General features: G+C 57.5%; 23 protein-coding genes, 1 tRNA gene and 1 riboswitch. Of the genes, 8 read left to right on the top strand and 16 right to left on the bottom strand.

Features of this window, described 5'->3' with window-relative positions; genetic code table 11:
• The first annotated feature begins 93 nt into the window (after positions 1–93).
• The 3 genes from ABS758_RS12810 to ABS758_RS12800 are packed head-to-tail and all read left to right on the top strand — an operon-like array spanning position 94 to position 3,603.
• Complete coding sequence (locus ABS758_RS12810) at positions 94–1,305, top strand: ABC transporter substrate-binding protein (protein WP_350383107.1); 1,212 nt, start codon at positions 94–96, stop codon at positions 1,303–1,305.
• An 11-nt stretch (positions 1,306–1,316) separates the two neighbouring features.
• A complete protein-coding gene (locus ABS758_RS12805; protein WP_350383109.1) occupies positions 1,317–2,951 on the top strand; it encodes an acyl-CoA synthetase in 1,635 nt (544 codons plus the stop codon).
• Positions 2,952–2,961: 10 nt separating this feature from the next.
• Positions 2,962–3,603: an ABC transporter ATP-binding protein gene (locus ABS758_RS12800; RefSeq protein ID WP_350383111.1), complete on the top strand. Its 642-nt coding sequence runs from the start codon at positions 2,962–2,964 to the stop codon at positions 3,601–3,603.
• A 45-nt stretch (positions 3,604–3,648) separates the two neighbouring features.
• Here the strand turns inward: ABS758_RS12800 and ABS758_RS12795 are convergent, their stop codons facing one another.
• From ABS758_RS12795 to ABS758_RS12775, 5 genes are all read right to left on the bottom strand, one after another.
• Positions 3,649–4,953, bottom strand: a complete 1,305-nt coding sequence (locus tag ABS758_RS12795; RefSeq protein ID WP_350383113.1) for an arsenic transporter — start codon at positions 4,951–4,953, stop codon at positions 3,649–3,651.
• 52 nt (positions 4,954–5,005) lie between these two features.
• Positions 5,006–5,584: a TMEM165/GDT1 family protein gene (locus ABS758_RS12790; protein ID WP_350383116.1), complete on the bottom strand. Its 579-nt coding sequence runs from the start codon at positions 5,582–5,584 to the stop codon at positions 5,006–5,008.
• 4 nt (positions 5,585–5,588) lie between these two features.
• A riboswitch (yybP-ykoY riboswitch) is annotated at positions 5,589–5,762 on the bottom strand.
• A 40-nt stretch (positions 5,763–5,802) separates the two neighbouring features.
• Entirely contained in the window at positions 5,803–6,216 is a 414-nt protein-coding gene (locus tag ABS758_RS12785; RefSeq protein ID WP_350383119.1) for a DUF6691 family protein, read from the bottom strand.
• Between the two features lie 11 nt (positions 6,217–6,227).
• Positions 6,228–6,662: a YeeE/YedE family protein gene (locus ABS758_RS12780; protein ID WP_350383121.1), complete on the bottom strand. Its 435-nt coding sequence runs from the start codon at positions 6,660–6,662 to the stop codon at positions 6,228–6,230.
• Positions 6,659–6,979: an ArsR/SmtB family transcription factor gene (locus ABS758_RS12775; RefSeq protein ID WP_350383123.1), complete on the bottom strand. Its 321-nt coding sequence runs from the start codon at positions 6,977–6,979 to the stop codon at positions 6,659–6,661. Before ABS758_RS12775 ends, ABS758_RS12780 begins: the two co-directional genes overlap by 4 nt.
• Before the next feature lie 122 nt (positions 6,980–7,101).
• Between ABS758_RS12775 and ABS758_RS12770 the strand changes: the two genes are divergently transcribed.
• Both ABS758_RS12770 and hemH read left to right on the top strand, forming a co-directional pair.
• Positions 7,102–7,479 (top strand): carboxymuconolactone decarboxylase family protein, encoded by a 378-nt coding sequence (locus tag ABS758_RS12770; protein WP_350383125.1) that lies wholly within the window; start codon positions 7,102–7,104, stop codon positions 7,477–7,479.
• 125 nt (positions 7,480–7,604) lie between these two features.
• A complete protein-coding gene (gene hemH, locus ABS758_RS12765) occupies positions 7,605–8,642 on the top strand; it encodes a ferrochelatase (RefSeq protein ID WP_350383127.1) in 1,038 nt (345 codons plus the stop codon).
• 4 nt (positions 8,643–8,646) lie between these two features.
• Here the strand turns inward: hemH and ABS758_RS12760 are convergent, their stop codons facing one another.
• Positions 8,647–9,105, bottom strand: a complete 459-nt coding sequence (locus ABS758_RS12760) for an NADAR family protein (RefSeq protein WP_350383128.1) — start codon at positions 9,103–9,105, stop codon at positions 8,647–8,649.
• A 73-nt stretch (positions 9,106–9,178) separates the two neighbouring features.
• Positions 9,179–9,982, bottom strand: a complete 804-nt coding sequence (locus tag ABS758_RS12755; RefSeq protein ID WP_350389097.1) for an N-acetylmuramoyl-L-alanine amidase family protein — start codon at positions 9,980–9,982, stop codon at positions 9,179–9,181.
• 119 nt (positions 9,983–10,101) lie between these two features.
• On the opposite strand from ABS758_RS12755, the gene ABS758_RS12750 reads away from it, so the two are divergent.
• On the top strand, positions 10,102–10,839 hold the full coding sequence (locus ABS758_RS12750) for a hypothetical protein (RefSeq protein ID WP_350383133.1): 738 nt from the start codon (positions 10,102–10,104) through the stop codon (positions 10,837–10,839).
• A 206-nt stretch (positions 10,840–11,045) separates the two neighbouring features.
• A complete protein-coding gene (locus tag ABS758_RS12745) occupies positions 11,046–14,435 on the top strand; it encodes a DUF748 domain-containing protein (protein ID WP_350383313.1) in 3,390 nt (1,129 codons plus the stop codon).
• A 54-nt stretch (positions 14,436–14,489) separates the two neighbouring features.
• On the opposite strand, the gene ABS758_RS12740 is transcribed toward ABS758_RS12745, so the two are convergent.
• Positions 14,490–16,193, bottom strand: a complete 1,704-nt coding sequence (locus tag ABS758_RS12740) for a SulP family inorganic anion transporter (RefSeq protein WP_350383135.1) — start codon at positions 16,191–16,193, stop codon at positions 14,490–14,492.
• A 495-nt stretch (positions 16,194–16,688) separates the two neighbouring features.
• On the opposite strand from ABS758_RS12740, the gene ABS758_RS12735 reads away from it, so the two are divergent.
• Positions 16,689–17,972, top strand: coding sequence for a sensor domain-containing diguanylate cyclase (locus tag ABS758_RS12735; RefSeq protein WP_350383138.1), 1,284 nt, complete (start codon positions 16,689–16,691; stop codon positions 17,970–17,972).
• A gap of 15 nt (positions 17,973–17,987) precedes the next feature.
• Here the strand turns inward: ABS758_RS12735 and ABS758_RS12730 are convergent, their stop codons facing one another.
• From ABS758_RS12730 to sufC, 8 genes are all read right to left on the bottom strand, one after another.
• Entirely contained in the window at positions 17,988–18,674 is a 687-nt protein-coding gene (locus ABS758_RS12730) for an EAL domain-containing protein (RefSeq protein ID WP_350383140.1), read from the bottom strand.
• Positions 18,675–18,875: 201 nt separating this feature from the next.
• A tRNA-Pro gene (locus ABS758_RS12725) sits at positions 18,876–18,952 on the bottom strand.
• A 75-nt stretch (positions 18,953–19,027) separates the two neighbouring features.
• Complete coding sequence (locus tag ABS758_RS12720) at positions 19,028–20,872, bottom strand: GGDEF domain-containing protein (RefSeq protein WP_350383142.1); 1,845 nt, start codon at positions 20,870–20,872, stop codon at positions 19,028–19,030.
• A gap of 151 nt (positions 20,873–21,023) precedes the next feature.
• Positions 21,024–21,581 carry a putative Fe-S cluster assembly protein SufT gene (gene sufT, locus ABS758_RS12715; protein WP_350383143.1) on the bottom strand — a complete coding sequence of 186 codons (558 nt, stop codon included), beginning with the start codon at positions 21,579–21,581 and terminating at the stop codon, positions 21,024–21,026.
• A 23-nt stretch (positions 21,582–21,604) separates the two neighbouring features.
• Positions 21,605–22,057 (bottom strand): Fe-S cluster assembly sulfur transfer protein SufU, encoded by a 453-nt coding sequence (gene sufU / locus ABS758_RS12710; protein WP_350383144.1) that lies wholly within the window; start codon positions 22,055–22,057, stop codon positions 21,605–21,607.
• A gap of 4 nt (positions 22,058–22,061) precedes the next feature.
• The gene (locus ABS758_RS12705) at positions 22,062–23,348 is read right to left on the bottom strand and encodes a cysteine desulfurase (protein WP_350383145.1); all 1,287 of its coding nucleotides are present in this window, start codon (positions 23,346–23,348) and stop codon (positions 22,062–22,064) included.
• Positions 23,345–24,652, bottom strand: a complete 1,308-nt coding sequence (gene sufD / locus ABS758_RS12700; protein ID WP_350383147.1) for a Fe-S cluster assembly protein SufD — start codon at positions 24,650–24,652, stop codon at positions 23,345–23,347. Before sufD ends, ABS758_RS12705 begins: the two co-directional genes overlap by 4 nt.
• Entirely contained in the window at positions 24,649–25,470 is an 822-nt protein-coding gene (gene sufC / locus ABS758_RS12695; RefSeq protein WP_350383148.1) for a Fe-S cluster assembly ATPase SufC, read from the bottom strand. Before sufC ends, sufD begins: the two co-directional genes overlap by 4 nt.
• Between the last annotated feature and the right edge of the window lie 6 nt (positions 25,471–25,476).

The raw sequence follows: 25,476 nt of genomic DNA, 5'->3' as shown, positions 1-25,476 counted from the left end.
CCCTAACCGCCCCGCTCGACAGGGCGACAGACACTCTGGTATTGTGATTTCCGCCGTGCAAACGGAAAAACATAAAACTCTGGAGACATTCCCATGAAAAAAACCGTTCTGGCTGCTACCCTGGCCGCGATCGGCCTTGGCTTCACGCTACCTGCCCAAGCCGCCGGCGTATCTGATGACGTGATCCGCATTGGCTTTATTGCCGACATGTCGGGTGTATATGCCGATATTGATGGCCCCGCAGGTGCCGACGCAATTCGCATGGCAATTGCCGATATGGGCGGTTCCATCAATGGCAAGAAAATCGAGCTTCTCACCGCCGACCACCAGAACAAGGCGGACATTGCCTCTTCCCGCGCACGTCAGTGGTTTGACCAAGACCATCTGGACATGCTGATTGGCGGCACCAACTCCGCCACCGCCCTGGCCATGGCCGCCGTAGCAGCCGAAAAGAAAAAACCGTTCCTGGCAGTGGGCCCCGGATCCTCAGCCCTGACCAATGATCAATGCACACCTTATACCGTGCATTGGGCATACAACACCGTGGCCCTGGCCAACGGCACAGGCTCAGCCGTGGTACGTGAGGGTGGGAAAACCTGGTTCTTCCTGACCGCAGACTACGCCTTTGGGCATGCCCTCGAAAAAGACACCGCCAAGGTGGTCAAGGCTGCAGGCGGCAAGGTGCTGGGAGAAGTACGTGCACCGATTGCAACCTCCGACTTCTCCTCTTTCCTGCTGCAAGCACAGGGCTCGGGTGCTCAGGTGCTTGGGCTGGCAAATGCCGGGGGCGATTTCATCAACTCAGTGAAGGCCGCCAAAGAGTTTGGCATCACCAAAACCATGAAACTGGCGGGTCTGCTGGTGTTCATCAACGATATTCATTCGCTGGGCCTGGAAAACACCGAAGGGCTGTATCTCACTACTCCCTGGTACTGGGACCAATCCGACGACTCCCGCGCCTGGGCCAAGAAGTTCTCTGATATGCATAATCGGGCACCGTCCTTCCTGCAGGCAGGTGATTACTCCGTGGCCAAGAACTATCTCGAGGCAGTCAAGGCCACAGGTACAGATGATGGAGACGCCATCATGAAATACCTGAAATCGCACAAAATCAACGATATGTTTGTCAAGAACGCCTACGTTCGTAAAGACGGCCTGTTGATGCACGACATGTACCTGGCTCAGGTTAAAAAGCCCAGCCAATCAAAGGCTCCTTGGGATTACTACAACATCGTCCGTACCCTGCCTGCCGAATCTGTCTACGGACCAGAGTCTGAATCCACCTGCAAACTGCTTAAAGGCTAACGGAGACCACCATGCTTCAGGCACGAGACGACTATGCCCAAACCTACCAGGGATTTTCCTGGCAAGTGCCGGCTCACTACAACATTGGCACAGATGTCTGCGACCGCTGGGCCGACGGTAGTGGTCGTCTCGCCCTGATCGTGGATCACGGGGACGCACCATCCGACCGCTACACGTTTGATCAGCTCAAGCAATGGTCGGACCAACTGGCGCTGGCCTTGCGCGCAAAAGGCGTCCAGGCGGGCGACCGTGTCGGGGTTCTGCTACCCCAATCCCTGGAAACCGCCATATCCCACCTTGCCGCATACAAGCTGGGCGCCATTGCGGTACCTCTGTTTACGCTGTTCGGCACAGAAGCCTTGCAGTTTCGCCTTGGCAACTCGGGCGCACGCGCACTGGTGACACACACCGAAGGCATGGGCAAGATTGCCGCCATCCGCGATGCGCTGCCCGACCTCACCTGCCTGCTGAACATCGACGCAAATGAGCAATCGCCCGATAGCTTCTGGGCCGCCCTCAATGCACAAGAGGGGCAAGTCTTTACGCCGCAAGACACGCTGGCAGACGACCCCGCCGTCATTATTTACACCTCGGGCACAACCGGCAAACCCAAAGGAGCCCTGCACGCGCACCGCATGCTTTTGGGGCACTTGCCTGGCGTAGAAATCTCACACAATTTTTTCCCTAATCGGGCCAGCCTGATGTGGACCCCTGCCGACTGGGCATGGATTGGCGGCCTGATGGACGTCCTCATGCCCTCCTGGCATCACGGCGTAGCGGTGCTGGCGCATCGGTTCAGCAAGTTCGAGGCCTCGAAGGCCTGGCAACTGATGGCCAGGAATCAGGTAAGCCACACGTTTTTGCCACCCACAGCATTAAAGATGCTGCGCACGCTTGATAATCCCCAGCAATATGGCCAGCTGGGGCTGGTGTCGGTGGCTAGCGGCGGTGAAACCCTGGGCGCCCAGCTGATTGACTGGGGGCGCAAGACACTGGGTGTCACCATCAATGAGTTTTATGGTCAAACCGAGTGCAACATGATTGTGTCCTCTTGCGCGGCCTTGTTCGACCCGCGTCCGGGTTCGATGGGCCGCCCGGTGCCGGGACACGATCTGCAAATTATCGACAGCCAGGGGAAAATCGTGCCTGACGGCACCGAAGGCCATATCGCAGTACGGCGCCCCGATCCCGTCATGTTCCTGCAATACTGGGCCAACCCCAAAGCCACCGAAGATGCCTTTATCGGCGACTTCCTGGTAACAGGTGATCGCGGGATGCGCGATGCTGACGGCTACCTTTGGTTCAAAGGACGCGGTGACGATGTCATCACCAGTGCAGGCTACCGAATCGGCCCGGGCCCTATCGAAGATTGCCTCTTAAGTCACCCTGCCGTCCGTATGGCGGCAGTCATCGGCGTGCCCGACCCTGCCCGCACCGAGATCGTCAAAGCCTGTATCGTACTTAAGGATGGTTATCAAGGCAGCCCAGAGCTCATCGCCGATATCCAGGAGCACGTGCGCAAACGCGCGGCCGCACACGAATACCCCCGCATCGTCGAGTTCATGGATGCACTGCCCATGACCACCACGGGCAAAGTCATCCGTAAAGCCCTGCGCGAGAAGCAAGACGCGCCGGGCAACTCCTGAGCAGCATTGCATGCTTACTCTGCATCAGATCAGCAAACGATATGACGATCACATCCTGTTTCAGGGGCTGAGCCGATCCTTTGAGCCAGGATGTTTTGCCTTAAGCGAAGAAGACAGCACCGGTAAAACTACTCTGCTCAGCCTTATCGCAGGTGTGGTTCCTCCAGACGAGGGTGACATCATTATCGATGGATACTCTTTGGCACAGGCACCAGAGCAGGCCTTGTCGCGCGTAGTTTACATACCCGAGCACTGTCCGGCATCACCCACCCAGACAGGACGGCAGTGGCTTGAGGCAATGGCCAAGAAGCAACATGCCAGCGTCAATCAAAGCGTCATGGCCTTTGCCAGCCAACTGGGGCTGGATGTTCATCTGGATAAGCCTTTCGAGCAGATGTCTACCGGCACCCGGCGAAAGATGCTCTGGGCCGCCGCCGATATTGGCCAGCCTGCAGTAATGATTGCAGATGGCCCCAGCAACGGCCTGGATACCCCCGGCCGTCAGGCACTGGCAGCACAGCTGAAAATCTGGGCAAACACGCGGGTGATCCTGTTGGCAAGTTACGACCACGCCCTGCTGGATGCCTGCGGGGCATACAGGCTTCAGGCAGCCACACTGGCACCTATCAAACAACAAGAACAAGCGGGCTAGCTGCCAGCCCCGCGTCGCGTCACACCTCACACGTACCAACAAGCCTCAGTATCCGAGCAAGGGCAACCACCACGCCAGCGCCAGCAGGGTAGCCAATAGCACGGGCGGTGTAATCAGCAGGCCTGTTTTCATGTAGTACCCCCAGCCAATCCGATAACCCTTGCCCTGCAGCACATGCAACCACAGCAGCGTAGCCAGGCTGCCTATCGGGGTAAATTTCGGTCCCAGGTCGTTGCCGATGACATTGGCGTAAATCATCAGCTGACGGGTCAGATCGGGGACTTGCGCATGATCAATGGCTAGCGCTCCCACCAATGTAGATGGCAGATTGTTCATGATGGATGCCGTGACAGCAGCCAAAAAACCGGTACCGACAGTGGCCATTGTTGGATCCTGCATGGCCAGCCACTGAAGCGCCTCGGCCCCCATCTGTGTCAGGCCGGCTTGCCCCAGGCCATAAACCACCAGATACATACCCAGAGAAAACAGTACGATCTGCCATGGCGCTTGACGCAGCACCTTGGCCATTGGCACCACAGCTGGCTCTTCTTGACCCCACCGGCCGGCAATCCCCATCAACACCAGGGCCGCCACACTGGTCACCAGGCAAAATGGTAGCCGCCAAGCAGCCAGCACGAAGTACGCCAGCAAAAGCAGGACCAATACCGGAAATGCCGCCCAAAAAACACGGTGATCCACAATGGCGTCTGCAGGCTTATCCAGAGACTCAACCACGTAATGACAAGGAATATGGCGCCCAAAGGCCAGCCAGAGCACACCTAGCGTAGCCACAACGGACACCAGATTTACCGGCACCATCACAAGGGCATACCGCGAAAATGTCACATCAAAATAGTTGGCACTGACGATATTGACCAGATTGGAAATTACCAACGGCAGGCTAGCGGTATCGGCAATAAACCCCGTGGCCATGATAAACGCCAGGGCGGCCGGCGGGCTGAAGCGCAAACGCAGCAAAATGGCTGCAACAATGGGCGTAAGCAACAGCGCCGCGCCGTCGTTGGCAAATACCGCTGCAATCAGGGCCCCCAACAGCAAAACCAGAGGGAACAGGCGCCTGCCACGGCCATTGCCCAAACGCGCAATGTGCAACGCAGCCCAACTGAAAAAACCAGCCTCATCCAGAATCAGGGAGATGATGATGAGGCCCACAAAGGTGAAGGTGGCATCCCACACAATATGCCAAACCACAAGGACATCAGCCCAGTTGACGACACCTGTCAGCAAGGCCACCGTCGCCCCACCTAAAGCACTCCAGCCAATCCCCAGGCGTTTTGGCTGCCAGATGACCAGCACAAGCGTTACCACGAAAATAACCAGTGCCAGCATAAGAAATTCCTGCTCTTAGGTCTGAGAAAGACCGCTATTATGGATGAATCTGTCAGAAGCCCAATTGCCTGCCAGCGCCCAACAAGGTCAGGATTCCCAGCATCAAGAAGATTGCCGCAGCCAGTGAATGAACGAGTTTCATGGGGATTTTTTTTGCCAGTCGATCACCCACAAACACCGCTGGCACGTCTGCAATCAACATGCCAAGCGTGGTCCCCACCACCACCAGTATCGGGCTGGCATAGTGCGCCGCCAGTGCCACTGTGGCAATTTGCGTCTTGTCGCCCATCTCAGCGAGGAAAAAGGCCAGGAACGTGGCGCCAAACACGCCACACTTACGCGCCAGACAGGTAGCGTCTTCTTCGAATTTGTCCGGGATCATTGTCCAGATGGCCATGGCGATAAAAGACAACCCTAATACCCAGCGCAGGATTTCAGGACTGACCATATCCGTAATCCAGGCACCCAGTGCGCCTGCCAGACCATGATTCAGTATCGTAGCCGCAAGAATGCCCAAAATGATGGGTACTGGCTTTTTAAAGCGCGCAGCCAAGATGAACGCCAATAGCTGGGTTTTGTCGCCGATTTCAGCCAAGGCAACAACACCAGTAGAGATAAAGAGGGATTCCATGCGGGGGGTTCCAGGCCGGTGAATAAACGATTGACCACCCCGCCCCCCGGCCTACCTGGTGGCGTGATGGTCAAAGGTCTTGCCAGGCTGGGCAACTGCTGACGCCATGGCCTGCGGGCCAAGTATGTTGACGTCAGCCTCTTCAGGCGAAGAGCGGCTACTCCCCAATGACGGCGTGAGTTTAACTGCCACACCGCCAATGTGCAACGCTTGGTGGATCAGCGACGGCGTTCGATGAGCTCGAATATGCCCATGCCAGCCAACAGAGCCACAAAGAACACGATGGCCTTGATTTCGCCGGTGCCCAGGTTAACCAGGGCCGGCCCTGGACACAACCCGGCAATCCCCCAACCAATGCCAAACAACAGGCTGCCGCCCACAAGCCGTTTGTCGATAGTTGTGGATTGGGGAATCTTCATCTCGAAACCCAAAATAGAGCGCGGCCGGCTACGGGCTATCGTGAAGGCAACCGTACCCGCCAGCACGGCCCCCCCCATCACCAGCCCAAGGGATGGATCCCAGGCACCAGCCAGATCCAGAAAACCCAGTACCTTAGCCGGGAAAATCATGCCGGAAATGACAAGGCCAATACCAAAAATAATGCCCACCAATAAAGATGTGATGACACCCATGACCATTCTCCTTACATGCCTAAAAGGTGGCGAATCACATAAACGGTGATAAAGCCTGCTGCCATAAAGCCGGCCGTGGCCACCAGTGACCGTGGCGAAAACCGCGATATGCCGCACACACCATGGCCAGAGGTGCAACCAGAACCCAGGCGGGTGCCAACACCCACCAGCAAACCGGCCAGTATCAGCGCGGGATAGCTGGGGTCGATGGGCACAACTTGTGGGTGTCCGATCAGCCAGAACAGGCCGGGCGTGATGATCAAGCCAGCCAAAAACGCGATGCGCCACGAAACATCTGCAGGGTTGGGCCGTAAAAGGCCGCCCAGGATACCGCTGACACCAGCGATACGACCGTTGAACAAAACATAAATGGCTGCAGCCAAGCCAATCAGCACGCCACCGCCAAGTGCAGACCACGGGGTAAAAGCATTCCAGTCAATTGTCATGATTGCTCCTTGGGACAGTAAAGATCGTAAAGAGTGATCAAAACCTTCAAGAGCTTTTGATCAGCTACCCGGTAATACACATACTTACCTTCGCGACGGGTTTCAACCACGTTTTCTGTACGCAAGACCCCCAGTTGCTGTGACAAAGTGGGCTGGCGGATGTCCAGCGTCTGTTCGAGGTCGCTGACACAGCGCTCGCCTTGCGACAGCTGACACAACAACAGCAGGCGATCGGGATTGGCCAACACCTTTAGTTTGTCGACCACGCCCGTGGCTGTTGCACGCATCAGATCCGGATCCAGAACCGCGTCGTTCATAGGGATTTCCTTGATTAACTAACTTAAATTATATTGCTTTATATATTATTAGTCAATATAATATCGAAACGTACTGTGTTTCAGCAACCTTTTCAGACGTTTAACATTACGGGAGCTCCCTCATGACCGACTACAAGGCACTTACCAAGGATATTTCGGATCACCTGGTCCAACTGCACAAAACCCAATCGGGGGTGATGAAAGGCTTCTCGGAGATGGGCAAAGCTGCCATGGCCGAGAGCGCACTCGACCCCAAAATGAAAGAACTCATCGCCTTGGCCATCGGGGTGGCATCACGTTGCGACGGTTGCATCGGTTTTCATACACGTGCCCTGGGCCGTTTGGGTGCCACCACGCAAGAGGTGCATGACGCGCTGGGCGTGGCCATTTACATGGGTGGCGGGCCAGCTGCCATGTACGCTGCCAACGCCGTAGGCGCATTTGATGAGGTTCTGGCAGCCCAGTCGCAAAGCAAGACCCTGTCGGCTACTGCAGGATAAGCCTCCAGTGCATGCAGCGCCCTGATCTGCTACTGTATAACGCTGATACCCTTCTTGATGAGGCCCAACCCGGGCCTCATTTGTTGCAACGCTCAATACCCAGCTTTTCATTACACAGGCTCTCCATGTCCGACCACGCACTGATCCTCGTTAACCTGGGCTCTACACCCAGTACTCAGGTAAAAGACGTCCGTCAGTACTTGAACCAGTTTTTGATGGACCGTTACGTGATCGACCTACCCTGGCCAATTCGGCGCCTGCTGGTTTCCCTGATCTTGCGTTCACGGCCGGCAGCATCGGCAGCAGCCTACCAATCCATCTGGTGGCCGGAGGGATCTCCATTATTGGTCATCAGCGAGCGCCTGCGCGCCAAGCTGGCCGAGCAATGGGCCGGAGCACCTGTAAAGCTTGCCATGCGCTACGGCCAACCATCGATCCAAAGCATTTTGCAGGATCTGGCAAAAGATGGGATCAAAACCGCTACGCTGGTGCCGCTGTATCCGCAGTTTGCCGACAGCACGGTCACAACAGTGCTGGACGAAGCGCGGCGAACAATCCGGCAGCAGGCACTGCCCTTACGATTGGACGTAATCCCGCCATTTTTTGACCAGCCCGACTATATGGCCGCACTTGCTGCCAGCATCCGGCCCTCGCTGGCATCGGCTTACGATCACCTATTGTTAAGCTACCATGGGCTGCCAGAAAGGCATATCCGCAAGGCAGATCCCAGCGGTTGCCACTGCCTGGCCACCGCCGATTGCTGTCAAACAGCCAGCGACGAGATCCTGGGCAGCTGTTATCGGGCGCAATGCGTGCGCACCAGCGCACAGCTGGCTGCGGCACTGGGCATTCCGGATGGCCAATGGTCGATGTCGTTTCAGTCGCGCCTGGGCAAAGCCAAATGGATTGAGCCCTATACCGATGAAACCCTAAAAAAGCTGGGGCAGCAAGGGGTCAAACACCTGCTGGTGGCCTGTCCCGCCTTTGTGGCGGATTGTATCGAGACTCTGGAAGAAATCGGTATTCGCGGCAAGGAAACCTTCCGCGAAGCTGGCGGCGAAGAACTGACTCTGATCCCCTGTTTAAACGATCAGCCACACTGGGTCAGCACCCTGGCCAAGATCTGCCGTCAGGCGCCTCGCCAGCCGCTTGGAAAAGCCTGATTATTCACAAGCGCGCACGGATATCCGTAAGAACCTGACAAAACCTGGCTGCCGGCAGTGAGGTAAGTGCGGGCTCAGGCCCTTCATCAGTGTTATGCACCAACACTGCCTGGCCGGTTGCCTTCAACACCAGGCAAGCCCCCTGGTTTTGTGCAAACTTGGCCCGCAAGGCTCGCTCCACCAGCGCATGATGCGCAGGCGAACCAAACGGCAATTGCTGGCCGGCCCAGTACACGAGGTTTCGTTGGGCACCCTGCCCGGCCTTTTTAGCTGCCCACTCCCAAGTAGTAAACGCCTGTTGACGGTTGGCGTTATCCTCGGGGAACTTGATGCCCTGAATAAACCCTTCAACTGAAGCCAGCAAAACATCATCCATCGCAAAAGGCGCCAGACAGAAATTGGAAAGCGCTACGCCGCGCCAGTCATCGGACACAAAGGATACATTGAGGGTATTGGTGGGCATGGCAGTCAGCCTGATAAGTTGGTGCGCAAAATCGGCGAGAGCCAACAGATTCTAGCCGAAAGGCTTACAGATTCTAGTCGTTCTCAGAAGATGCACCACGCGGCTGCTGCCTCATCGGCTCGGATCTTACCCACATATCAGCTGCCCGGACGATTCCGGCAATCATCTTGCTTCGGTTGGCCTGGTTATTCACGTAAAGTTCATCTTGCAAATCTGTGATCACACCAACTTCCAGCAAGATGGCGGGCACTTTATTGTGTCTCAGCACTGCTAGAGGATCGTATTGATAAATACCTAATCGTGCATCCAGCAGCGGGCGGCTTTCCCCACACGCTGTTCCAGCGTGCTCCAGCATCGGAGGGCGCCCCAGCGCATGCAATTGTTCTCCAAGCATCGTGGCGAACCGATAGGACTGCGTGAAGTCCGGATTCTCTTTGGAAACGTACAACGAATACCCACCCGTAGGCCTGCGCGTCTCAAACGCAATACGCCCTTCTCTCGTAACCTGGCGCAAACACCTGAGTTTCACTGAATCATGGTGTATAGACAAAAAGAGGCTTGCCTGCAGATCATCCGTCATCCGGGCACGCCCCACGAGGCTGAGGGACTCACCTGGCTGGCGTGTCAGGATGACACGCCAGCCAGCGGCACGGAGAGCAGGGGCAAGCTCGGCCACAAAGCGGTCGTTATAGCTGATCTCTTTACTGCCAAGAACGCTGATTGCCCCACCATCGGCCGGATTATGCCCCGAATCGAGAACAATCAGGGGCGCCGCTGAAATAGATGTGGGTGCGGATACGGACGGTGCGACGACCGGTGGCTGAACGGCGCATCCGGCCAACAACAGACAAGCCGCACTCAGCCATATCCTAGACATGAATCACCACCATTGGGCTCGCAGCTTTTGGTTTCTGCTTCTCAATGAGAGAATTCTACTTCTGATCCTCTGACACCCAACTACCGATGCCCGCTACCAAACCAGGATCGGACCCCTCCATGCAAAGCGCAGCCCCATTCACCGACACCCTCTCGGACGTTTCCCCACCTGAAGACCAGCGGCATGCCGCCGTTCTGACGCGGGAGGCCTTCACACATACCTTTCGGCAAGCTGCCGCAGAACCACCGGCGGAGAATACCGCAGACATACTGACACGCTGTCAGTCCTGGATTGTGTCGGCCCCCACCCCAGAGGCTGCCGCCTTGCGACGAGCCATGCTGCTGGTTGGCCTGGACCAATGGGGGCTGGCGTTCAGCCAAGCCTTCGGCATCGTGGCAATCCCTTTGCTCACCCAGCTGATCGGTGATTTGCGCACACAGACAGACGCCGTCGAAGACGCACGCCTGCTGCAGCAACTGGAGCAATTGGACGCACAGGAAGGCAACGCCATCGACTTCAAGATCAACCTGCGCCGCGACATCCACATGGCGCTCTGGCATGCCATGGCCGGCAGCGCCGATCCGGAATCTGCACAGCCCATCCTGCAGACGCTGGGCAGCCTGCTACTGACCCTGGACACCCGGATGCCAACACTGGGCTGGAGACTGGTGGCCGACACGCTGGCGCACATCCAGATCCGCCTGCTGGGCAGCGAACTGCCACCACTGGCGCAACGCGGCACACAGCAACTGCTTGACGCCCTGCGCCAAGCTCTGCCGGCCGAACACTACAAGACCATCCAGGCACACGCCACCAGCGCACTGCTGGACTGGCAGCGTGCCCGACGAACGCATTAAGAACGCATTAAGAGCACATTCACGCCTGCACGGTGCCGCAGCGACAGTCACACAGCCAAGGCTGTCCGGTAAAAGAATGCAAAAACCCGGACCTCCAGTGGACGGGCCGGGATCCGGCAGGGATAATGAGCAAAAGCTCCGGCTGGCGCGACTGCGGCGACAACCCAGGCCCCGGGGCACACAATAACCAGCCGGGAGCACGGATCATGCCATTAAGGATGCCAGTTCTACGACTCAGTCGGCGTACTGTCAAGATCCTGGCTGGCATCATAGGTACGCTGCTTGTCCTGGCCGCGCTGTCGGCTTGGCTGGTACCCAAGGCCGTGCACCATGCGCTCACTCAAAACGTAGCCGAGCTGCTGGGCCGCCAAGTGGATGTGGGCGAGATCCGCTTCAATCCCTTCACACTGGCGCTGAGTGCCCAAAATTTTTCCATATCTCGGCCCGAATCCAAGCCGCTGCTTCAAGTTGGCAAAATCGACCTGCGCGTGGCCTGGCGATCCCTCGTGTTGTTTGCGCCGGTGCTCGACAGGATTCACATCGACCAACCCCGCCTGGCACTGACACGGCAAGATGCCACGCACTTCAATTTTTCCGACATTGTCGACCGGCTGTCCAAGCTGTCGGCCGACCAACCACCCGAACCCGAAGCAGCCAAGAAAGAGCCGCCACGATTCTCCCTGAACAACTTGTCGCTAACAAACGGGGCCATCAGCCTTGACGACCGCGTCACTGGCCGTCAGCAGAAAATCGACGATCTCACGCTGGGCATTCCCTTCATCTCATCCCTGAGCTACGCCACGGAGATAGACGTGCAGCCCGCCCTGCATATGCTCATCAATGGCAGCCCCTTCGACCTGACCGGCACGGCCCGGCCATTCGACAAGGTGCCCTCCTCCACGCTGGACGTGACGCTCGACGGCCTGGCACTCAACCAGTGGGCGGATTTCTGGCCTCTCGCTCTACCTGTCCAGATTAAAAACGCGCTGCTGGATTCCAAACTGGAAGTGCTGTTTGAACAGCCTGCCGACGCCGCACCCCGCATCCGCGTGCAGGGCGACGCAGGCCTGCGACAACTCGACATGGCCGAGCCTTCGGGCGAGCCACTGCTGGCCTGGGACGACCTGAGGATTCAGGGTCTTGCAGCCGATCTGAGCACCCGGACAGTCTCCATCGATACGGTAACCCTGGAAAAACCGCAAGTAGAAGCGCACCGCGATACTCAGCAACTGAATTGGCAGCGAGTGGTCGAAGGCTTCGCCAAGTTGGGCAAACCCGCATCCGCCGCAAGTGCGGATGCGGCAACTGAGACTGCACCACCCGCTGCAGTTGCCGATACAACAATCAAGGCTGCATCACCTGCCTGGAGAATCACCATCAGTGCAGTCAAGCTCGCATCCGGCGAGGTGCACCTGCGCGATGACCCGAGCGAACTGGATTATCCGCTCAGCGGCCTGGATGCAGAAGTCCAGCATATTGTCCTGCCGCAACCAGCAGATCAGCCCATGCTTGTGCAACTAAGCATGGATCAGCCATCGGATGGCAGTTCACTGCAGATTCAAGCGCCTGTCATTCTGCAACCCCTGTCGATTCAGGCGCAGGTCCGGTTGGATCAGTTAGCATTGGCGCCCTTCGCGAAGACTATTCACCATTTTGCCCCTATCACCATAAAAGACGGGCGACTCAGCCTGGAAAGCAAGGTGGATGTGGCGGGCACCCACGTCGAGGCCCATGACGTGAAACTGAGCCTGCAACAGTTCACCGGGCGTGACGACTCTATCAAGCCCAGCGTCGGCCTGACTCTGGGATCACTGATGCTGACTGCCGACCGCCTGGCCCTGGACGCCAAGCCGGCAAACGTCACCCTGCAGGCCGAAGGCCTCCAGAAGCACGGCACGCTGGCACTCAAGGGCTCCCTCACCACACAGCCGCTGTCGCTAAAGACCTCGGTTGATCTGAAGAAATTTGACGCTGCCTCCCTAGCCCCCTACGTCGCCTCCAGTCTGAACGCCACGGTACGCAGCATCTCCCTGGGCGCATCGGGCAACGCGGAATTCGCCCCTGCACAAGGCGGAACGCCACTGCAGGCAAGCTGGAAAGGCGCCATTCAGGTCAATGATTTTGACCTCCAGGATCGCGTCAACAAGGCACCGTTCCTGAACTGGAAGCGCCTGGGCCTGAACAATATGCACATTTCAATGGCGGGGCCCAAGCTGGGATTGGGGTTGGGCGACATCCAGCTGGAAGATTTCTACGGCAATATCCTGCTCAACAGCAACGCACGTCTAAATGTGATGGATCTCCTGGTGGACAAGGGCGAGGCAGGCGGCTCCATCACACAGGACACACAGACGCGCCGGAGCGGCACAACAGCGGCAAGCAAACCCGCAGCCCGCCGCGCTGGCGAACCCGACATCTCAATCAATAGCGTCAAGCTCAAGCGCGGCCGCATGACGTTCAACGACCATTTCGTGCGGCCCAACTACCGTGCCGAACTGTCCGCCATCAATGGCTCCCTCACTGCCGTGTCCTCGAGCAAACCCAAGCCAGCTAAAGTTAGTGTCAACGGCCGCGTTTACGGTACGGCACCCTTTTCCATCTCAGGCATCGTGCAGCCTTTCTCACGCTACCTGGCGATGGATCTGAAAGCTTCCGCCAAGGGCGTGGATCTGCCTCGGTTCACCACGTACTCCTCGAAATACGTCGGCTACGCCATCCAACGCGGCAAACTGTCGGTCGACCTCCGATACCAGATCAAGGACCGCACCCTGCAGGCCAGCAACAGAGTGTTGCTCAATCAGCTTACTTTTGGCAAGCCTTCCGATAGCCCCGACGCAATCAAACTGCCGGTGCTGCTAGCCGTCTCTCTGCTGAAAGACGCTAGTGGCAACATCGACATCAACCTGCCGATCTCCGGTTCACTGGACGACCCGCAGTTCTCGGTGGGCGGCATCATCGTAAAGGTGATCGTGAACACGCTCGCAAAGGCAGTCACTGCACCCTTCAAGTTGTTGGCCTCCGCCTTTGGCGGCGGTGACAATGATTTGTCGCGCATCGAATTCGCACCCGGCAGTGCAGAACTCGACGACACGGCCAAATCAAACATCGCCACCCTGGTCAAGGCGCTGACCGACCGCCCCGCACTGAAAATGGACATCATCGGCCGCGCCGATCCACAAGCCGACAAAGCCGGCCTGCGTCAGGCCTGGGTGGACAAAAAAATACGCGCAGTAAAAGCCGACGACATCGGCAAGAAGGCCGATCCAGGCACCATCACACTGACAGAAGCCGACCGCGCCAAATACCTGGAAGACGTCTACGACGACACCAAGATCAAGAACAAGCCGCGCAACATGATCGGCTTTGCCAAATCGGTGCCGCTCAAGCAAATGGATGCCCTGCTGCTCGCCGCAGCCCCAATAAACAAACAGTCAATAGAACAACTTGCGGACGCCCGCGCACAGGCCGTGTACGAGCAGATTCTGACAATCGCCCAGGACCTGACCAACCGTGTCTTCATCGTGGCGTCCAAGACTGACGCAGCCACCACAGACGACGGCGGCACGGCAACGCGCGTGGATTTCGCGCTGCGATAGCGAGGCGCTGTCTGTTTCTCTCTATGGCTGGTGGCGTATTGCCGCCATACCACCTTAACCCAAAACTTCTCCTTGGGCAGATTCAACGGCGCTGCCCACATCCCTGCGGAATCGCGCACCGGTCTCCCGGATGCCGTGGCGCAAAAGCGTATGCCGGACAGCCCGGGTTGCTGCGACGAGGTAGACAGCAGCACGCCGTTGGCCAGCCTTGCGGGCCAAGTCTTCGATGATGGCAACACCACTCGAATCCAGCAGGGAAACCGCTGACAGATCGATGACGTAGGCCTTGGGCTTGTCACCGATACGATCCAGCGCAGCTTCGACAGCCGAGGTTGCACCGAAGAAGAACGCCCCACTTACGCGGATCACCGCGATGTCTGATGCCATCCTGGCTGCCAGCTCTGTCCCATCAGACGCCTTATCTGCCACGTCATCGGGGCGGTCGTCCTCTACCCAGGAATGGACTTGCTCCACCGCCACGACTTGCGCCATGCGGTGCAGGAACAGGAAGGCGCTCAGGGCAAAGCCGATCAAGATCCCTTCGCTGAGGTCACGGAAAATGACCAGCAGGAAGGTCACGAGCAGTACGGCGGCATCACCCCAGGAGACCCGCAGCAGCCGAGCAAACGCATGCTTCTCGACCATGTTCCAGGCCACAATCGCCAGTACGCCCGCCAGCGCCGCCAAGGGAATATAGGAGGCTGCCGGCGCCGCAACCAGCACGAACAGCAGCAGAAAGACAGAATGCAACATGCCCGAGATCGGCCCGCGCGCGCCCGAGCGAACGTTGGTGGCCGTGCGGGCGATGTTGCCCGTCACACAGATGCCGCCAAACAAGGGGGATGCAATATTGGCCAACCCCTGGGCGACCAGTTCGCAGTTGGACCGGTGCCGCCGCCCCGTCATGGAATCCGCCACGACGGCCGACAGCAGGCTCTCGATGCTGCCCAGCAAGGTGAAGGATAATGCGCTGGGCAGCACATCGATCACCTTTGCATAGGTGAAGTCGGGCAAGTGGGGAACGGGCAAGGACTGGGGGATGCCACCGAACTGAGTGCCAATCGTCGACACCGGCAGGCCCAACAATGCGACACAGACAGAGGCCGCCACCACAGCAATCAGGAAAGAAGGCCAGTGCGGCCGGTAACGCCGCACCAGGACAATGGCGCCGATGGTGATGCCCGCCACCAGAATCGCCATGGGACTGGCAGTTGGTAAAGCGCCCCCAAGCGCCTGTAGCTTTGGTAGCAGCGGCCCTGGTTCGTGTTCCAGTTGCAGGCCCAACAGATCCCGGATCTGACTGGCAAAGATGATGACGGCAATGCCGGCGGTGAAGCCTACGGTGACTGGGTAGGGAATATATTTGATGAAGGTGCCCAGCCGCAGGAGCCCGATAGCGGCCAGCATCAGGCCCGACAGAAATGTCGCCAGCAAGAGGCCCTCGACCCCATGCTGGGCCACCGCTGCAGCGACCAGCACGATAAAGGCGCCCGCTGGCCCCCCGATCTGGAAGCGGCTGCCGCCGAAGGCCGACACAATGAACCCGCCAACAATAGATGTGTACAGGCCACGGTCGGGCGTCACACCAGACGCAATGGCAATCGCCATGGAAAGGGGCAGCGCGACAATGGCCACCGTCAGGCCCGACAGTGCATCCGCCCTCAAACCTGCCAGGCCATAGCCCTGCTTGAGCACCGTGAAAATCTTGGGCGTGTACAGCTCGCGAAACCCTGGTTTCGCGACGGGGGCGGCATTCATACAGATCCTTTTACCTGCAGTGCAAACGACATATCAGCAAGCAGTATAATACATCCAGTTGCGGGGTTGGTTCACTACAACACACACAGGCAGTGCTGCTTTGGCCAACCCCCATGCCGCTGAGACAAAAAACAAGGGCCCACATACCAAAGTGTGCAGGCCCTGCTTTTACTGCTGAATACATGGTCGGGACGGTTGGATTCGAACTCACGGCCCCTTGCACCCCATGCAGTTACAGGAGCAATAACCAATATCTGGTCTTTGAGCAGGCCACCCGACAGGTTCTCAGGCGGCCGTATGGACCACAATGAATGGCTTCTTGTGCAGCAATGTTTGACTGTCGCAGATCCAGCCCGGAATCCACCCGCAGTATCGAACGAAAAACAAGGTAATATAAAACACGAGGAGTAAAAAGTCTGGGGGCAACCGCATACTAATCTCGGTATCTGGCATGCTGGCATCCCACCATATCTGTTCTATGAGCTACAACCCTCAGTGACTTCCTTTATTACACTACCCCCCATAAATGGCCTCGATCAGGTGCCTTTGCTGCGGGCCGCTGTCGAGCAGGCATTCAATGCCGTGGTCATCACCAACGCGACATTAAACGGTGAAGGGCCATGCATTATTTATTGCAACCCCGCGTTTTGCCGCATGACAGGCTATACTCCCGCTGAGCTGATGGGCCGCTCGCCTCGTATGCTGCAAGGTCCGCAAACAGATCCTCAGGTGCTTCAACGACTGCGAGAATGCCTGCGTGAAGAAAAGTTTTTTCAAGGCTCAGCAGTGAACTACCGCAAGGATGGCAGCAGCTACCTGGTGGAGTGGAATATTTCCCCTGTACACGATGATCAGGCACAGGTGCAGGCTTACGTTTCAGTGCAGCAGGAAATCACTGGGCGGGTGCGGGCAGAACAACGCCAGGCATTGTTGGCACGAGCCCTGAATGCAACACAAGATGGGGTGATGATTGCTGACAAACAGGCAGAGATTCTGTTCGTCAACCAAGCCTTCGAAGATCTGACAGGCTACAGTATAAAAGAAGCCCAAGGGAGCCTCCCAAAATTTTTGCAGCCAGGCGAGCGAGTTCCTGCCTTTTATAACCATCTGCGCGAAGCCCTGACACACGAAGGAAGTAGTCAGACTACCGTTGCCAACCGCCACAAAGATGGCCATATCTATCACGTGGCGCAGACGATCACTCCGCTCAAAGACGAGTCTGGTACCGCCCAACACTATGTGGGCATAATGAAAGACGTGACGGAGCTCGTCGTACATGCTCAAGAGTTGCACCATCAGGCCCGGCACGATGCATTAACAGGCCTGCTCAATCGGCGCGCCGGTGAGCAAAAGCTGAAGATCTGCCATTTTGCGGCGAAGACCGAATATCGAAATTATGCGCTCATCTTGGCTGATATAGATCACTTCAAGTCTATCAACGACCGTTTTGGGCACGAGCAAGGCGACCGCGTACTACAACGCTGTGCCGCGTTGCTTGGTCGCAAAATACGCAGCGGCGATGCCTTGATCCGCTGGGGAGGAGAAGAGTTTTTGATTGTCTTGCCCGACTGCAAGCTAGAGGCTGCGCACGAACTGGCAGAGCGTATTCGTGTTTCGATAGCGGATAAACAAGATGCCGTGGCGGGTACCGTGACCCTGTCGTTTGGTGTAGCGGCCTGGCAGCCGACAGAGAGCGACTCCGCGCTGCTGCGGCGCACCGATCAGGCTTTATACCAGGCTAAAGCAAGTGGTCGGAACCAAGTGATCGTGGCACAGTGATAGGGCGACGCCGTCTCAGCCTTCGGGCCAATAGATGGCAGGCAGTTGTTCAAAGGCGGGTTTGGCAAAAAGAAAACCCTGGAAGTAATAAATACCCATGGCGCGCAGGGTCTGGTATTCAGCCAGCGTTTCAACACCCTCAGCAATGACTTCGATCGATAGGGCTTCGCACACACCCAAAATGCCTTTCACAATGGCTTGGCGCACCCGATTAGTGTCGATGTCCCGCACGAGCTCCATATCAATCTTGACAATGTCCGGCTGAAATTCTGCCAATAGGTTCAGGCCCGAGTAACCCGCACCGAAATCGTCGATCGATGTTTTGAAGCCACGGCGCCGGTATTCTTCCAGTATGCGCTTAAGGTGGTTTTTATCCACCACACGCTCGTTTTCGGTGATTTCGAAAATCAGCCGATGAGATGGAAACTGATGCTTCTGTGCTGCTTCCAGTGTGGCGCGGATGCAGGCAGCAGGTTCATATACGGCATTGGGCAAAAAATTAATACTGACGTAGCAACTCATTTCTAGTTGCGCTGCCAGGCGCACCGCCTTAACGCGGCAGGCTTGGTCAAACTGATAGCGATTGTCGTCGTTTAGCTGACTTAAAATATGGGGCGCCCCACTGCCGTCTAGACCTCGCACCAAGGCTTCATAAGCAAATACCTCTCGGCTGCGTACGTCAACTATCGGCTGAAAAGCCATGCTGAACTCAATCGTAAGCGGCGGCCGATCCTGACAAAGTTTGCACGGAGCGAGGGATGAGATGCTATTTGTGACCATTCGAAAATTGTACTATAGGCGTTCATGGCCACCTAGAAATCATTTTTAGTGCACCGGTGGTGTACGAACCAAGCAGAAAGAACAAGGGCTTACAGAGAAATCTCTGTAAGCCCTTGATAATGCTGGTCGGGACGGTGGGATTCGAACTCACGACCCCTTGCACCCCATGCAAGTGCGCTACCAGGCTGCGCTACGCCCCGAAAGAACGAAATTCTAGCACAAAAAACGATGGAACAATCTGACCAAGCCCGAGGAAATCCAGAAAACGACATGCTTCATGGTGTTTGAGCAAACGCCCTTCGACGATCCACAAACAGACTCGACCCTGCCTGCTTCTTGGCCTGGGATTTGGCTTCGCTGGCAGCCTGGGCGATTTGATGACGCAGCTGATAAGCGCCTGGCTCAACCTGTACCAAACCCAGCGACAAAGAAGGCAGTGCAAACTGTTGGCGTTGTCCCTGGCGATCATCGGCCTGGTAAACCTGCACCGCACCCTGCCCTACCTCAATCATCAGCTGCTGCATACCATAGTCAAAGTCTGCCAGCATGCGCTGGCACCGCGCTTGCCAATCGATACTGCGAAACAGCACGATAAAGTCATCTCCACCAATATGGCCAAGAAAATCCTGGTTGAGCTGGATATGTTGCGACAGCACACGGCTGAGCAGCCGGATAACGTCATCCCCCATGCGATATCCGAAAACATCGTTAAACGGTTTGAAATGATCAAGATCCGCATGACACACGGCAAACCGCAGGCCACCCGCCAGGTAGCGCTGGATCTGGCGGTCAATGGGTACGTTGCCTGGCAGTTGCGTCAGCGGATTGGCATGACGTGCAGCACGCAACTGCAAGCGGTTAAGCGCCTGCAAAAGATCCTGGCTTGAGCCCACACCCAAATACTGGCCCCGCCCGGTGATAATAAAGTCGGTAGCCAGCGCATACCCCTCTGCTTCAGCCAGCCAACGGCTGAGGGTCAACAAAGGCGTGTGCATATCCACAATCAAGGGCTTGCTGTCCATAAACAGCCGACAAGGGCTTTTCCCGTACAGCTCACGCTGGAAAGGCAAGGAAAACCGCTCAACCAGACTGCTGCGCTTGAGCACACCCAAAGGCTGCTCGTTTTCGACAACTGGAATCGTATAGAGGTCCGGCTGCGCCAGAAAAAGGCTGAACGCCGCTTCGCTGGAAACCTGCGCTGTCACCGTCGGCACCCGGCGCAGAAGCTGCAGCGCCCAACCCGCTGTATCATCCTGGGGCAACACAGGCGGTGCACAACACTGCAGAGGATCCAGCCGCCGGGCGGCAAGCTCGGCAGACAAAGCAGACCAATCACGCACCTGCGGACGCGCCTGAGGGCGATCGATGTAGTAGCCCTGCGCACACGCAATGCCCTGATCGCACACCGCGGCCAAATCATCCAGTGATTCGATGCCCTCCGCCACCACGATTGCGCCTGCCACGGCTGCAATATCGCTGACCGAGCGCAAAATCTGCTGACGCAAAAGATCGTCTTGCACGCCCGCCACAAAGGCCTTGTCGACCTTGATGTATTTGGGCCGAAGGGTCACCCAGCGACCCAGGTTGGAATATCCCGCCCCCAGGTCATCAATGGCGAACTGGATCCCTTGCGCCTGCAAGTAACTGATGGCCACAGTCAGATCTGCGCCGCTGGTACCAAGCTGCTGCTCTGTCACTTCGACCACCACACGGTGCGTGTCCAGTCCCAGGGCATAGAGCTCGCCCACCAGATCAAACGACTCGGAGGAGCCAGCCAGCAGCGCCTGTGGGCTCATATTGAGAAACAATCGACCGGGCAGGTTAAGCCCTGCAAACTGCTGTATCACCGTGCGGGCTGCCCGATGCTCCAGTGCCACGCCCAGACCCTGGGCCCTGGCATGGCTGAACAGTACGTCCGGAAAATGCCAGGCGGCGTCCTGGGGCCCCCGGATCAAACCTTCATACCCCAGCGCAGAGCCTTCCCTGAGCCACACAATTGGCTGAAACACTGCCTGCAACGGACAAGTGAGCACATCGCCCGTGCAAACCGGCGCATCGGCGCCGGGTGCCGGCTCAGTGGGTGGGTAAGCAAGGGTTGCAGAGCGCTTTACTATCGACATCTGAGAGACAACCTGTACACACAGGCGCCAAAGGGCAATCCGATAGGTTTACACTCTGGCGCCGGACACAACACGGCCCCACCAATCTGCTGGCGGGCAGCAGATTGGAATACGCCCTGCCTGAAACTTAAAAAGGTTTACGACAAGGGATTTAAAGCAGACCCAGCTGCAAGCGCGCGGGTTCGCTGATCATCTCGCGGCTCCAGGGTGGATCCCATACGAGATCGACGGTTGCTTCGTCCACGCCCTGGATATTGAGCAGCTTGTTGCGGGCCTCGTCGGCAATCATGGTGCCCATGCCGCAACCCGCTGCCGTCAGCGTCATCCTGATTTCGATGCGATAACGATCGGGGACACTGGCCGGCACCACCTTGCACTCGTAGACCAAACCCAGATTCACAATATCAACTGGAATTTCCGGGTCGTAGCAAGTAGACAGCATTGTCCAGGCGGCGTCTTCTACAGACTCAATGGTGGCCGGGCCCTCGTGGACGTGCTTGACTTCTTCGGTGGGCTCGAAGCCCAGTGCATCACCGTCTGCGCCTTCGATGCGGTAGAGATTGCCCTCGACCATGACCGTGTAGGTGCCGCCCAACTGCTGAGTGATCACGGCCTCGCAGCCGGCCTCGATGGTGACAGGAGAGCCATAAGGCACCGTCACAGCCGCACAATCGCGGCTGACGATCACTTCCTGACGATTGAAACTCATGATGTTACCTCTGGTTCATCGCGTTATTCGGTTATTGCCGTAGCCTGTGCCTGCATAATGGCGTTATGCAGGGTATGCCATGCCAGGGTGGCGCACTTGACCCGGGACGGAAACTCACGCACCCCGGACAAGACTTCAAGCTTGCCCAAATCGGCGTCAGGATGTGCCTCTGTAAGCATGGCGTGGATGTTTTTGAAAAGCACTTCAACCTCATCCACCCGCATGCCCCGCACCGCCTCGGTCATCAGCGACGCGGATGCCGTGGAGATGGCACAGCCGTGGCCGATGAAACTGACCTCTTGTACGACATCGCCATCCAGTCGCGCATAGACGGTGAGCTGGTCACCACACAAAGGGTTATGACCGTCCGCCTGGTGAGAGGCACCCTCCAGCGCATGGAAATTGCGCGGATTGCGATTGTGGTCGAAGATGACTTCCTGGTAGAGATCGCGCAGGCCGTCGTCGTTATCTCTCATGCAATTACACCCCAAACAGTTTCTGAGCCTTGCGAACGCCGGCCACAAGGGCGTCGACGTCCTGCAAATTGTTATATAGCGCAAAAGACGCACGCGCCGTCCCCGGGATCCCGAAATGCGACATGAGCGGCATGGCACAATGGTGACCCGCCCGGATGGCAACACCATCCGTATCCAGAATGGTGCCAAGATCGTGCGGATGAATGCCATCCACCAGGAACGACAAAATCCCTGCTTTGTGTGCGGCCGTACCGATCAGGCGCACCCCTTCGATCTCCTGCATGGCCTCGGTGGCTCGCGCCAACAAGGCGGATTCATGTGCTGCAATGGTGTCCAGACCAGTATCCATCACGTACTGGATGGCTGCACCCAGGCCGACGGCTCCGGCAATATGGGGCGTACCCGCCTCGAAGCGTTGGGGGCCGGTTGCCCAGGTACTGCCCTCAAAGCTGACAGTGCGGATCATGTCTCCACCCCCTTGCCAAGGCGGCAGATCTTTTAAAATCGATGCCCGGACATACAAGGCGCCAATACCGGTAGGACCATAAATCTTGTGGCCCGAGAAGGCATAGAAATCACAATCCAGCGCCTGTACATCCACCGAGCCATGGGCCACCGCCTGTGCACCATCCACCAAAGCCAGTGCACCGGCCTCGTGCGCCAGACGCACAAGATCGGCGACCGGATTGATGGTTCCCAAGGCATTGGATACGTGGGCAATCCCCACCAACCGGGTGCGGCTGTTGAGCTGCGCCTTGAAATCCGCGATGTCCAGTTCGCCCGTATCGGTAATGCGGGCATGGCGCAAAGTGGCGCCGGTTCTGGCACAGAGCAGTTGCCACGGGACAATATTGGAGTGATGCTCCATCCCGGTGACCAGGATCTCATCCCCTGCCTGGATCGACTGACCCCACGTTTGAGCCACCAGATTGATGGCCTCTGTGGTGCCGCGCACATAAATGATGTCCTGGCTATCGGGAGCATTCAGCAAGCGCTGCACTTGCGTGCGTGCCTGCTCGTAAAGATCGGTTGAATGCTGCGAGAGCCAATGCACACCCCGGTGAATATTGGCATTGGAGTGGGTATAAAACTGGCTCAAGGCATCAATCACTACCTGTGGCTTTTGCGTGGTGGCGCCATTATCCAGATAAGCCAAACGACGTTTACGCACGGCTTGCGCCAGGATTGGAAAATCCTCCGCCAGGACACGACCATCCAGCACGAGGCTCAAGTCGGTGCCATCCGCCGAAGCAAGGCGCTGCGTGACAGATGAGTTCAGGGGTGCGTTCATGCTGCCTCCAGCATCTGACCGCCAGGCAACAGCCTGCGTATGGCTTGCTCGACCCGCTGTCGCAGAGGCTGCGCTTCGATGCGCGCCACGCTGGCCGCAGCAAACGCATAGGTAAGGATATCGCGCGCATGTGCTTCATCCAGACCTCGCGAGCGCAAGTAAAACAGGCTGTCCGCGTCGATCTGCCCCACTGTGGCACCATGGGCACACTTGACGTCATCGGCGTAGATTTCAAGCTCTGGCCTGGAATCCGACTTGGCCAGGCGTGACAGCAACAAACTGTCGTTACGCTGGATGGCATCGGTACCATCAGCACCCGGCGCCACCAAAATGCGGCCACTAAATACCCCGTGAGATGTATCTGCCAGGATCCCCCGGTAGGTTTCGTGGCTGACACAACGCGGCCGCTCATGGCCGATCAGGGTGTGATGATCGACGTGGCGGCGCTGATTGACGTAATACAGGCCATTGAACAGGGTTTCACAGCGCTCGTCGGTAAAGTGTGTGGCGATATCATGACGCGCCAGACGGGCTCCCAGAGACACCGAGTGCGAGGCAAAATAAGAACCACGAGACTGCCAGGCATCGATCTCGCCCAGATGCCAGGCTTTTTCAGATTCTTGCTGCAGCTTGAGATGGGTGATCCTGGCATCCTGATCCAGTGTCAGGCGCGTGCTGGCATGATGGAAATTGCTGGCATCGGGTGCGCCAATATAGTGTTCTACGACGGTGGCTTGTGCGCCTGCCTGTGCATGAACCAAATGACGCAAGAAATGTGCCGCCTGTGGCGATGCCGCCACACAGACAATATGGATGGGGGTCTCGAGGGCAACGCCGCGACCCAGCTGGATGAACGCACCATCACCGGCCAGCGCAAGGTTCAGGGCGCTGGTACTGTGGCCGTCTTCAGCCTGACCATAAGCCTGCTGGATAGCCTCGGCATGTACAGCCCAGGCCTGGGACAAAGGCAGTACCACCGCACCAGCGGGCAAATCGCCAATATCAGAGGCTTGCGCATTAAATACGCCATCCACAAACACCAGCCAATGGCCGGCATCACCGGCCTTCAATGCGGCAATCTGCTGATCAACGGGTTGGGCACTGCCATCTGTAAAGCTGGCAGCAGCCAATGGTGACAGAGAGGTATGACGCCATGCCTCGATTTTGGGTGTCGGCCAGCCCTCTGCGAGAAAACGATCAAGCGATTGCTGACGCAACGCTGCCAGCCAGGGGATCTGCGCGCCGGGCAACTGACCCGCGCGCCGGCCGAACGTATCGGCCCACGGCTGCAGGTCTGTGCTCATGACCGTGCCCCTGGTTTTACACCGATCTTCTTGCCGTCGTCTGCTGCCTTGAGCGGCCGTTTAGTGGGGGTCTCGTTAACCCCTTCAATCCAGCCATAACCTTTCGCTTCGAGCTCAAGGGCAAGCTCGCGGCCGCCCGAGCGCACGATCTTGCCATGGGCAAGCACGTGGACGAAATCGGGCACGATGTAATCCAGCAAGCGCTGATAGTGCGTGATGACGATCATGGCGCGCTCGGGGGAACGCAGACGATTGACGCCATCTGCCACCGTTTTCAGGGCGTCGATATCAAGACCGGAATCCGTTTCGTCGAGAATAGCCAGCTTGGGCTCGAGCAAGGCCATCTGCAGCACTTCATTGCGCTTTTTCTCGCCACCCGAAAACCCTTCGTTTACCGAGCGATAGAGGAACTCGTCGCGCATCCCCACCTGCTTCATCTCGGCCTTGGCACGCTTGACGAAATCCATGGCGTCGAGTTCTGGCAAGCCACGATGACGGTGCGCCGCATTGACCGCAGCACGCAAAAAATAGGCATTGGAGACACCCGGGATCTCTATCGGGTACTGGAACGCCAGGAAAATCCCGGCACGGGCGCGTTCTTCTACCGGCAGCTCAAGCAGGTCCTGACCCTCAAACTGTACGGTGCCACTGGTTACTTTGTAGTCGTCGCGCCCTGTCAGCACCTGCGACAGCGTGCTTTTGCCTGCCCCGTTGGGCCCCATGATCGCATGCACTTCTCCTGGATTGATCTCCAGGCTGAGGCCGCGCAGAATTTCTTTGTCCTCGATAGAGGCGTGCAAATCGTTGATTTTCAGCATGAGTGG

It is taken from the genome of Castellaniella sp. FW104-7C03, from assembly GCF_040276085.1.
Classification (GTDB): domain Bacteria; phylum Pseudomonadota; class Gammaproteobacteria; order Burkholderiales; family Burkholderiaceae_B; genus Castellaniella.
Note: the sequence above shows the minus strand (reverse complement) of the source record. Positions and strands in the feature narration are given on the sequence as shown.